Origin of the sequence: Streptomyces sp. CLV115 (genome assembly GCF_038448545.1) — a bacterium.
GTDB classification, from domain to species: domain Bacteria; phylum Actinomycetota; class Actinomycetes; order Streptomycetales; family Streptomycetaceae; genus Streptomyces; species Streptomyces sanglieri.
In genome coordinates, this window is sequence record NZ_JBCEWQ010000230.1 from 1 (window position 1) to 9,554 (window position 9,554).

Annotated in this window: 9 protein-coding genes and 1 pseudogene; 3 read left to right on the forward strand and 7 right to left on the reverse strand. The window is 71.9% G+C overall.

The window, feature by feature from the left end; all coding sequences use genetic code 11:
* Positions 1 to 99 precede the first annotated feature (99 nt).
* Positions 100 to 684 carry an RICIN domain-containing protein gene (locus tag AADR41_RS39405; protein ID WP_342287049.1) on the forward strand — a complete coding sequence of 195 codons (585 nt, stop codon included), beginning with the start codon at positions 100 to 102 and terminating at the stop codon, positions 682 to 684.
* Between the two features lie 177 nt (positions 685 to 861).
* Here AADR41_RS39405 and AADR41_RS39410 read toward each other — a convergent pair whose 3' ends face one another.
* A complete protein-coding gene (locus AADR41_RS39410; protein ID WP_342287050.1) occupies positions 862 to 1,311 on the reverse strand; it encodes a VOC family protein in 450 nt (149 codons plus the stop codon).
* A gap of 22 nt (positions 1,312 to 1,333) precedes the next feature.
* Between AADR41_RS39410 and AADR41_RS39415 the strand changes: the two genes are divergently transcribed.
* Positions 1,334 to 1,948 (forward strand): CGNR zinc finger domain-containing protein, encoded by a 615-nt coding sequence (locus AADR41_RS39415; protein ID WP_342287051.1) that lies wholly within the window; start codon positions 1,334 to 1,336, stop codon positions 1,946 to 1,948.
* Positions 1,949 to 2,052: 104 nt separating this feature from the next.
* On the opposite strand, the gene AADR41_RS39420 is transcribed toward AADR41_RS39415, so the two are convergent.
* The 3 genes from AADR41_RS39420 to AADR41_RS39430 all read right to left on the reverse strand — a co-directional run bounded on the left by AADR41_RS39420 (position 2,053) and on the right by AADR41_RS39430 (position 5,638).
* Complete coding sequence (locus AADR41_RS39420; protein ID WP_342287052.1) at positions 2,053 to 3,609, reverse strand: FAD-dependent monooxygenase; 1,557 nt, start codon at positions 3,607 to 3,609, stop codon at positions 2,053 to 2,055.
* Between the two features lie 69 nt (positions 3,610 to 3,678).
* On the reverse strand, positions 3,679 to 4,659 hold the full coding sequence (rarD, locus tag AADR41_RS39425; RefSeq protein WP_342287053.1) for an EamA family transporter RarD: 981 nt from the start codon (positions 4,657 to 4,659) through the stop codon (positions 3,679 to 3,681).
* 118 nt (positions 4,660 to 4,777) lie between these two features.
* The gene (locus AADR41_RS39430) at positions 4,778 to 5,638 is read right to left on the reverse strand and encodes an SDR family oxidoreductase (RefSeq protein WP_342287054.1); all 861 of its coding nucleotides are present in this window, start codon (positions 5,636 to 5,638) and stop codon (positions 4,778 to 4,780) included.
* 142 nt (positions 5,639 to 5,780) lie between these two features.
* On the opposite strand from AADR41_RS39430, the gene AADR41_RS39435 reads away from it, so the two are divergent.
* Positions 5,781 to 6,161 (forward strand): winged helix-turn-helix transcriptional regulator, encoded by a 381-nt coding sequence (locus AADR41_RS39435; RefSeq protein WP_342287057.1) that lies wholly within the window; start codon positions 5,781 to 5,783, stop codon positions 6,159 to 6,161.
* Here AADR41_RS39435 and AADR41_RS39440 read toward each other — a convergent pair.
* The 3 genes and pseudogenes from AADR41_RS39440 to AADR41_RS39450 form a co-directional block, all read right to left on the reverse strand.
* Entirely contained in the window at positions 6,149 to 8,104 is a 1,956-nt protein-coding gene (locus tag AADR41_RS39440) for an APC family permease (RefSeq protein WP_342287055.1), read from the reverse strand. The genes AADR41_RS39435 and AADR41_RS39440 overlap by 13 nt on opposite strands.
* Before the next feature lie 113 nt (positions 8,105 to 8,217).
* Complete coding sequence (locus AADR41_RS39445; RefSeq protein ID WP_342287056.1) at positions 8,218 to 9,270, reverse strand: 2-oxoacid:ferredoxin oxidoreductase subunit beta; 1,053 nt, start codon at positions 9,268 to 9,270, stop codon at positions 8,218 to 8,220.
* Positions 9,260 to 9,554, reverse strand: a pseudogene (locus tag AADR41_RS39450) (2-oxoacid:acceptor oxidoreductase subunit alpha); the annotation flags it as partial. The gene AADR41_RS39445 and the pseudogene AADR41_RS39450, both read right to left, overlap by 11 nt.

Consider the following 9,554-nt stretch of genomic DNA (forward strand, 5'->3'; position numbering starts at 1 on the left):
GCCGCCCCCCCGGGGGCGCGGCCACGACCGACCGGACGGAAGCGGCAGGCGGATCCGGACCCGGTCGTGACCGGGCCCCGTGGCGATCGTTCCCAGACCATGAAGAAGATCTTGGCTGCCGCTGCGCTCGCCCTCATGGGCATCACCGCCGCCGCCCCCACCCACGCCGCCACACCCCCGGCGGCGAAGCCCCTGCACGCGACTTCCGCCCTCACTCCGGCAGCGGGGGCGGAAGTCCCCGAGTCGACCAGGTACGTGATCCACAACGTGGGCTCCCCCATGGGGACGGGCCTGGGGATCGGACCCGTCCCGCTGATCTACCCGCCGATCGACGTCCCCGTGCGGAACCTCTCCGGCCCCTCCGTCGAGCGCTGGGTGGTGAAGCCGGCCGGGAACGGCCTGTACACGATCATCTCCGGACAGGGACGGCCCGCCGAACCGGGACGCCCCGGTGACTACGCCCTCGTCGAGCGGGGCGACGACGTCTTCGTCTCGGCGACGCAGCAGCCCGGCCAGTGGACGATCCAGCCGGCCGGTGGCGGCAAGTGGACCATCGGGGTTCCGAACAGGGACAGGGTCGTCACCCTCAAGGAGGGCGGCCAGTTCCCGCCGGTCGGCCTGGCCCCGAGGGACGGATCGGTCGCCCAGCTGTGGGACTCGGTACCCGTCCCGGGCCTCGACTAGGGTCTTCCCGCCCGTGGCACCGGGGCTCCGGGAGCCGGGTGCGGGGGGAGCGTGACCGAAGAAGCCCCGCCGCGCTCCCGATCCGGGGGCGCGGCGGGGCTTTCGCAGGCGAACGCGGAAGGCGAGCCGTACGCCCCTCGGCGCGTGCCGGCCCACCTCGTACGCCCGGCGCCCGGGTCACTGCACGCAAAACTCATTGCCCTCGGGGTCCGCGAGCACCGTCCAGGTGCCGCCCTGCTCCGCCACCTCGCGGAGCACCGTCGCGCCCAGCCCCACCAGGCGCCGCACCTCGGCCTCGCGGCGGTCCGGGCCCGCGTGCACGTCCAGGTGGAGCCGGTTCTTCACCGTCTTGGCCTCCGGGACGCGCTGGAACAGGAGCCTGCGCCCGAGGCCCGCCCCGCTGTCCTTGTCGTACGGGTCGTCGGGGTGCCGGACCCCCGCGAGGTCGCGCCAGGCGCGGCGGTCGTGGGCGATGAGGGTGACGTCCTCGGGCACCGCTCCGAAGCCGAGCAGCCGCTCGATCAGGACGCTGTGGTCCTCGACGAGATGGCCGAGGGCCTCTCCCCAGAAGGCGGCCTGGGCGTGCGGGTCGGTCGAGTCGATGACGACTTTCCAGTCCAGAGTCATGGAAACCGTTTATAGTGGTTACATGACTGAGTCGTCAACGGGCGCCCCGGGGCTGCTCCTTCACACACGGGAGGGCCGCCCCTACCGCTTCGATCCCGGCGCCCTGTGCCTGGAGCTGCTGCCCACCGGCGGGCACGCGCGGTACACGCGGTACGAGGTGCTGCACACCCCCGGGGACCTGGTGCGCTGGGCGGGGGAGAGCCGGCTGCCGGACGGTCTGTCGCCGACGGTGAGCGCGCAAGAGCTGGCGCGGGCACACGAGTTGCGTGCCGCGCTGTGGAGCCTGACCGCCGACCGGGCGCACGGCCGTGCGCTCTCCCCGTCCGATCTCGCCGTGGTGAACGCCGTGGCGGCCGAGCCGCCGCTCGTCCCCCGTATCGACCCCGGCAGCGGGGCCCTCGCCATGGCCCCGGACGCCACCGGAACGGCTCTGCTCTCGACGGTCGCCCGCGATGCGGTGGAGCTCTTCACCGGCCCGTACGCCGACCGCATCCGCGAATGCGGCGCCGACAACTGCAAGTTGCTCTTCGCCGACACCTCGCGGCCGGGCAGGCGGCGCTGGTGCGCGATGGAGCACTGCGGAAACCTCCACAAGGTGCGGGCGCACCGTGCCCGGCGCACCCCGAAGGAGGGGTGATCCCTGCGGGGCCGACGCGGAGCCGCGCGCCCGGCCGGCCATCGGGCCGGAGCCCGCGCAGCGCCCGCAGCCGCGGGGGCGCGGGGGCGCGGGGCGCCCCGCCGTCAGGCCGTACCGGCCAGGCGGTCGAGGTAGTCGCCGACCGCCCCGGGCTCCGTGGCCGGGGCGATCAGGGTCACGTGGTTGTCGGGGCGGACCAGGACGAGGAGGCCGGTGGCGGGGGTGACCCCGTACGCCGTGCGGGCGTGGCCCGCGTCGTCGGTCAGGTCGCGGGGGGCGCCGGCGTCCACGCCGTACGCCCGCACGGTGTCGCCGTACGCCGCTTCCGCCGCCCGTAGTGCCCCGGCCGTGTCCGGGCCGAAGCCCAGCAGGGTGAAGTGCGGGCCCGCGAACGCCTCGAAGAGGCGGGTCGGCGCGCCCGTCGCGGTGTCGCGGCAGGGGGCGTCGGGGGCCCGGTCGCCGGTCCGCAGGCGGGAGGTGGAGCCGGGGGCGGAAAGGGAACTCCAGGGGTGGCCGAGGCCCAGGCCCGTCGTGTCGGCGGACATCGCCGAGTCCAGGCCGCCGCCCGGCCGCCGGATCGCGTCCAGGGTCTCGCGCAGCCGCTCGGCGGTGATGCCCAGGGTCCAGGAGGCCACGGGCAGCCGCTCCTCCTCGTAGGTGTCCAGCAGGCCGGGGCCCGAGCGGCCGTCGACGACCCGGGCGAGCTTCCAGCCCAGGTTGTACGCGTCCTGGATGCCGGTGTTCATGCCCAGCCCGCCCGCGATGGAATGCACATGCGCGGCGTCCCCGGCCAGGAAGACGCGGCCCACCCGGTAGCGGTCGGCCATGCGCTCGTTGACCCGGTACGTCGACAGCAGCGTGGCCCGCGTCAGCAGTTCGGCCGGCAGCCGGGTGTGCTTGGCGAACAGCCGCCGGAAGCTCTCCGGGGAGGGCGGGACGAGGGCCCCCGCCGCGTCGCGCTCCGGCCCCGCCTGGAACCACCAGCCTGAAGACGTCCCCGGGATCGGGCACATCATCACGGCGCCGTCCTCGTCGAACCACTGGTGCCAGATCCCGCGGTCGAGGCCGTCCGCCTCCACGTCCCCGCAGACCATCGACTGCTCCTCGGCGGTCTTCCCCTCGAACGGGACGCCGAGCATCTTGCGTACCGGGCTGTGGCCGCCGTCGCAGCCCACCACGTACCGCGCCTCGATGTTCCGGCCGTCGGCGAGCGCGACGGTCACGGAGCCGGGGCCCTCCGACAGGGCGACCGCCTCGGAGCCGAGCTCCACCCGCACGCCGTACTCCGCGAGGCGGTCCCGCAGGATCTCCTCCAGCTGCCACTGGGCGATCAGCCGGCCGTGGGCGTACGGGGTGTCCGGCGTCGGGTTCGAGGACCGGGACGGGTCGGCGTCGGCGACCGGCACCCCGTTGCGGTACTTGCGCATCGGCAGCGGCCCCGATCCGGCGGCCAGTACCCGGTCGACGACGCCCAGGTCCTCCAGCACCTCCAGGGAACGGGGGTTGGGGCCCTTCGCGCGTGAGCTGCGCGGGAAATCGGCGGACTTGTCGATGATCCGTACGCCGACGGAGCGGCGCGCCAGATCGCAGGCGAGCGTCAGGCCGGTCGGGCCCGAGCCGACGATCAGTACGGGCGTGGTGTCGGGCGGGGTCTTGGGCATGCGGGCTCCTCGGTCGCGTTCCGTGGACCCCCAGGAAAACGCAACCAAGTCAAAAAGGCAACCGGGTAACTAAATCTGGGCCCGCGGGGCGGGTTCGTCGGCCGGCGCGTTCGGGCGCGGCGCCTGCCGCCCCGCCGCCCGGCGGGCCTCGCGCACCTGGATGCTCGACCGCCGCGCCGTCCGCAGCGCGTCCCACGTCAGCAGCGTGAGCGCCAGCCACACCAGCGCGAAGCCGGCCCACCGCTCCGGCGGCATCGCCTCGTGGAAGTAGACGATGCCGAGGACGAACTGGAAGACCGGCGCCAGGTACTGCAGCAGGCCCAGGGTGGAGAGCGGCACCCGGATCGCCGCCGCGCCGAACAGCACGAGCGGCACGGCCGTGACGAGGCCCGTCGAGGCGAGCAGCGCCGCGTGACCGGCGCCGCCGGAGGTGAACGTCGACTCGCCCCGGGCGCCCAGCCACAGCAGATAGCCGAGCGCGGGCAGGAACTGCACCGCGGTCTCGGCGGTGAGCGACTCCAGGCCGCTCATGTTGACCTTCTTCTTCATCAGCCCGTACGTCGCGAAGGAGAACGCCAGGACCAGCGAGATCCACGGCGGCCGTCCGTAACCGATCGCCAGCACCAGTACCGCCGCCAGGCCGGTGCCGACCGCCACCCACTGCACGGGGCGCAGCCGTTCGCCCAGGAGCAGGACGCCCATGGCGATGGTGACCAGCGGGTTGATGAAGTAGCCGAGCGACGCCTCGACGACATGACCGTTGTTCACGGACCAGATGTACAGCCCCCAGTTGACCGTGATCGTGGCCGCGGCCACCGATATCAGACCGAGCTTCCTCGGCTGCCGGATCAGCTCGCCGATCCAGGACCAGCGGCGCAGCGCCAGCAGCGCCACGGCGACGACCATCAGGGACCAGGCCATGCGGTGCGCGAGGATCTCGATCGCGCCGGCGGGCTTCAGCAGGGGCCAGAAGAGCGGGACCAGCCCCCACAGTCCGTAGGCGCCGATGCCGGACAGAAGTCCCGCCCGCTGTTCGTCGATCCCCTTCACGGGCCCTCCAGGCATGTATGTGTCAACTGCATGAAGGTAGCTCCGCGAAGGGCCCCGTGTCATACCCGTATCGGGATACGGTCATGACACGGGGCCCTTGGGGCGCGAGGGAACAGCGTTACGCCGTGGCCACCGCAGCGGCCACCGTCTCGGCGAGCGGCGTCGTCGGGCGGCCGATCAGCCGGGCCAGATCGCCACTCGTGGTGGCGAGCAGGCCGCGCTCGATCGCCTTGTCGACGTCGACGAGGATGCCCGCGAAGAACTCGGGCACACCGGCGCCGACCAGGATCTCCTGGTGTGCGGCGGCGGGCACGTTCCGGTACGCGATCTCCTTGCCGGTGGCCCTGGAGATCTCCGCCGCGTACTCCGCCAGCGACCAGGCGACATCGCCGCTCAGCTCGTAGGCCGCGCCGAGGTGGCCCTCGCCGGTCAGCACGGCGGCCGCCGCGGCGGCGTAGTCGGCGCGGGTGGCGGAGGCGACCCGGCCGTCGCCCGCGTTGGCGACGACGGCGCCGTGCGCCAGGACCGGGGCGAGGTTGGCCGTGTAGTTCTCCGTGTACCAGCCGTTGCGCAGGAAGGTGTGGGGCAGCCCGGAGTCGAGGATCAGCTGCTCGGTGGCCTTGTGCTCCTCGGCCAGCCGGAAGTCGGCCGCGGGGCCGCCCAGGATGCCGGTGTAGGCGAGCTGGGCGACGCCCGCCGCCTTCGCCGCGTCGACGACCGCGGTGTGCTGCGGCACGCGCCGGCCGACCTCGCTGCCGGAGATGAGCAGGACCCGGTCGCCGGCCCGGAAGACGTCCTTGAGGGACTCCGGCCGGTCGTAGTCCGCGACGCGGAGCTCGATGCCGCGCGCGGCGAGCGGGGCCGCCTTGTCCGCGTCGCGCACGACGGCGGCGATCCCGTTCGCGGGCACGGTGGTCAGCAGCTGCTCGACGACCAGGCGGCCGAGCTCTCCGGTGGCTCCGGTGACGACGATGCTCATGGGGGGTTTCTCCTCTTCGGTGGCGCTTGTCCTTGTTCGGGCTCGCAGTGCTCACCGTAAGGGGTGCACTTACCAATGGAAAGTACCCACTTTGAAGTAAGGTACTGGTGTGAACGTAAGCGACCGGGGCCGGTGGCCCGACATGAACGGGCAGATGTGCCCCTCCCGGCTGGTGCTCGAACACGTCACCAGCCGCTGGGGCGTCCTGGTCCTGGCCGTGCTGCTGGAGCGCCCGTACCGCTTCGGCGAACTGCGCCGCGAGGTGGGCGGGGTCAGCGAGAAGATGCTGACCCAGACCCTCCGGACGCTGGAGCGCGACGGCATCGTGCACCGGGAGGCGAAGCCGGTGATCCCGCCCCGGGTCGACTACTCGCTCACCGAGCTGGGCCGGGAGGCCGCCGAGCAGGTGTGCGCACTGGGCCGCTGGACCGAGCACCGCCTGAGCGCGGTGCAGGCGGCGCGCGAGGCGTACGACGAGCGCAGGACGCACGCCTCCCAGGACCCGCCCGGTCAGTCCGGCTGAGGCGCGCGCCCCTCCTCCAGCGCACGCAGCGCACGCGACACGTCGAACGGCAGGATGGTCACCGCCACGTGCGGCAGCGTCGCCAGTGTCTTCGCCATCTGTTCGCCCGTGCCCCGGTGCAGCAGCTTGCCGAGCACATTGGAGTACGTCCGCCGCGGCACCAGCACCGTCAGCGAGGTCCTGCCGTCCTCGGTGGTGCGGGCGGCCAGCTCCTTCATCGCATGGCGCAGCCGCCGGTCCGGGCACTCCACCAGTTCCAGGGACACGGACGTGGCGGCCGTCGCCTCCCACCGGGCGGCCAGCCGCCTGCCGTACGCCTCGTCGATCGCGAAGTGCACGGCCCGGATCTCGTCCGGGCGCAGCTCGTGCGCGTACCGCAGCGCCTTGAGCGTCGCCAGGTCCAGCGTCTCGACGAGGACGAAGACCCGGTGGCGCAGGTCCCGGGGCCGGTCGGCCCCCGGCGGCTGGAGGCTCTGCAGCGCCGCCGCCTCGCGCCGGTACTCGCGGTTGATCCGGATCAGCGCCCACACCCCGAGCGGGAAGATGACCACGACCAGCCAGGCACCCTCGGTGAACTTGGTGACCGCGAAGATCAGCACGACGGCGGCCGAGATCACCGCGGCGAGCCCGTTGACCGCGATCTTCACCCGGCGGTACGGCTCGCGGCGCCGCAGGTGGTACGCGGTGAGACCGGCCCCGGCCATGGTGAAGGCGGTGAACACGCCGATCGCGTACAGCGCCACCAGCTTGTCCACGCTGGCCCCGGTGACCAGCAGCAGCGCCAGCGAGACGACCATCAGCGCGATGATGCCGTTGGAGAACGCCAGCCGGTGCCCGCGCCGGGTCAGCAGCCGCGGCAGGAACCGGTCCTCGGCGACGAAGCTGGCGAGGAACGGGAAGCCGGTGAACGGCGTGTTGGCCCCGGTGTAGAGGACCAGCGCGGTCGCCAGTTGCACGAAGACCAGTCCGGCCGTCCCGACCGGCCCGCCGCCGAAGGCGATATGGGCCTCCTGCGCGATGACCGTCGGGGTGCCGTCGGTGTAGGGGACGGCATGGGTGAAGTGCGCCAGCGTGGAGACGCCGAGCACCAGCACGCCGAGCACACAGCTCATCGCGATCAGGGTGCGGCGGGCGTTGCGGCCCTGCGGCTCGCGGAACGCGGAGATGCCGTTGGAGATCGCTTCGAGCCCGGTGAGGGACGAGCCGCCGTTGGCGAACGAGCGCAGCACGATGAAGAGCGAGGCGCCGTAGAGCCAGCCGTCGCCCGGGGTGCCGAGCGGTACGACCCCGGCGGCGTGCAGGTCGGCGTGCGGCAGCTCGCCGGTGAGCCCGCGCACCGCGGCGGCGAGGAGGACGAGACCGACGGCGGCCATGAAGAGATAGGCGGGCAGTGCGAAGGCCCGGCCCGCCTCGCGGATCCCGCGCAGATTCCCGTACGCGAGCAGCACGATGACCCCGACGGAGACCGGGATCTGGAGGTGGTCGAGGCCGGTGAAGTCGGTGCCGACCAGATGGGCCAGCGAGATCAGGGCGTTGGTGCCCGCCGAGACCTGGACGGCGACGGTCACGATGTAGTCGACGAGCAGTGCCACGGCGGCGATCTGCGCGATGTCCGGACCGAAGTTCTCCCGCGCGACGACATAGGAGCCGCCCGCCCGGGTGTAGATCATGACGACATCGCTGTAACAGAGCGTCAGAAGCAGCAACACCAGCAGGATCGCGCCCGTCACCGGCATCAGCAGGGTGAAGGCGGCGGCCCCGACGACGGGCACGAGGACCCGGAGCATCTCCTCGGAGCCGTACGCGGACGAACTGATGCAGTCGGAGGCGAGCACCCCGAGCGCCGTCCGGTTGTTCAGCTTCTCCTCGCTGATGCGCTCGGTCGTGAGCGGCTTGCCGAGCAGACGCTTCTTGATGCGGTACGCGGGACGGTCCAGGGTCATGGGCACATCGTGCGTGGCGGCCGGCCGTCCGCCCGGGACGCGAGCGCCGGACGGGCCGAAATTCAGCCCGTCCGGCGCCTGTCCGACCTGGCTTCGATCCGCGGGGGTACGGCCTAGTCGGCGACGGTCCAGGTGTCGTTGCCGGTGAGGAGTGCGGCGAGGTCGCCCTTGCCGTGTTGTTCGACGGCGGTGTCGAGTTGTTCGGCCATGAGGGTGTCGTAGACGGGGCGGTCGATGTCGCGGAGTACGCCGATGGGGGTCTGGTGGAGGGTGTCGGGGTCGGCGAGGCGGGAGAGGGCGAAGGCGGTGGTGGGTGAGGGGTTGTGGGCGTCGTGGACGAGGATGTCGGAGCGGTTGTCGTCGGTGACGGTCACGACCTGGAGGTCGCCGGTGGCGGGGTCGCGGACGACGCCCTTGGTGTGGTCGGTGCCGAAGAGGATGGGCTGTCCGTGTTCGAGGCGGATGACCGCGTCCTGGGCGCGTTCCTTGTCCTTGAGGGCTTCGAAGGCGCCGTCGTTGAAGATGTTGCAGTTCTGGTAGATCTCCACGAGTGCGGTGCCGGGGTGGTCGGCGGCGGCGCGGAGTACGCCGGTGAGGTGTTTGCGGTCGGAGTCGATGGTGCGGGCGACGAAGGAGGCTTCGGCGCCGATGGCCAGGGAGACCGGGTTGAAGGGTGCGTCGAGCGAGCCCATCGGGGTCGACTTGGTGATCTTGCCGACTTCGGAGGTGGGGGAGTACTGGCCCTTGGTGAGGCCGTAGATCCGGTTGTTGAACAGGAGGATCTTGAGGTTCACGTTGCGGCGCAGGGCGTGGATGAGGTGGTTGCCGCCGATGGAGAGGGCGTCGCCGTCGCCGGTGACGACCCAGACGGACAGGTCGCGGCGGGAGGAGGCGAGTCCGGTGGCGATGGCGGGGGCGCGGCCGTGGATGGAGTGCATCCCGTAGGTGTTCATGTAGTACGGGAAGCGGGAGGAACAGCCGATCCCGGAGACGAAGACGATGTTCTCCTTCGCCAGTCCGAGCTCGGGCATGAAACCCTGCACGGCCGCGAGAACGGCGTAGTCACCACAACCAGGACACCAGCGGATCTCCTGGTCGGACTTGAAGTCCTTGGCCACCAGCGGGCCCTCGCTCGTGGGGACCAGGGAAAGGGCCTTACTTCTCATCTGAGATCTCCCGGAGAATGATGGCGAGCTGTTCGGCCTTGAACGGCATGCCGTTGACCTGGTTGTACGAGTGGACGTCCACCAGATACCTGGCCCGGATCAGAGTGGCGAGCTGCCCCAGGTTCATCTCCGGGATCACCACGCGCCGGTAACGGCTCAGGACTTCGCCGAGGTTCTTCGGGAAGGGGTTGAGGTTGCGCAGGTGGGCCTGGGCGATGGGCTGTCCGGCGGCGCGGAGCCGGCGTACGGCGGCGGTGATGGGGCCGTAGGTGGAGCCCCAGCCC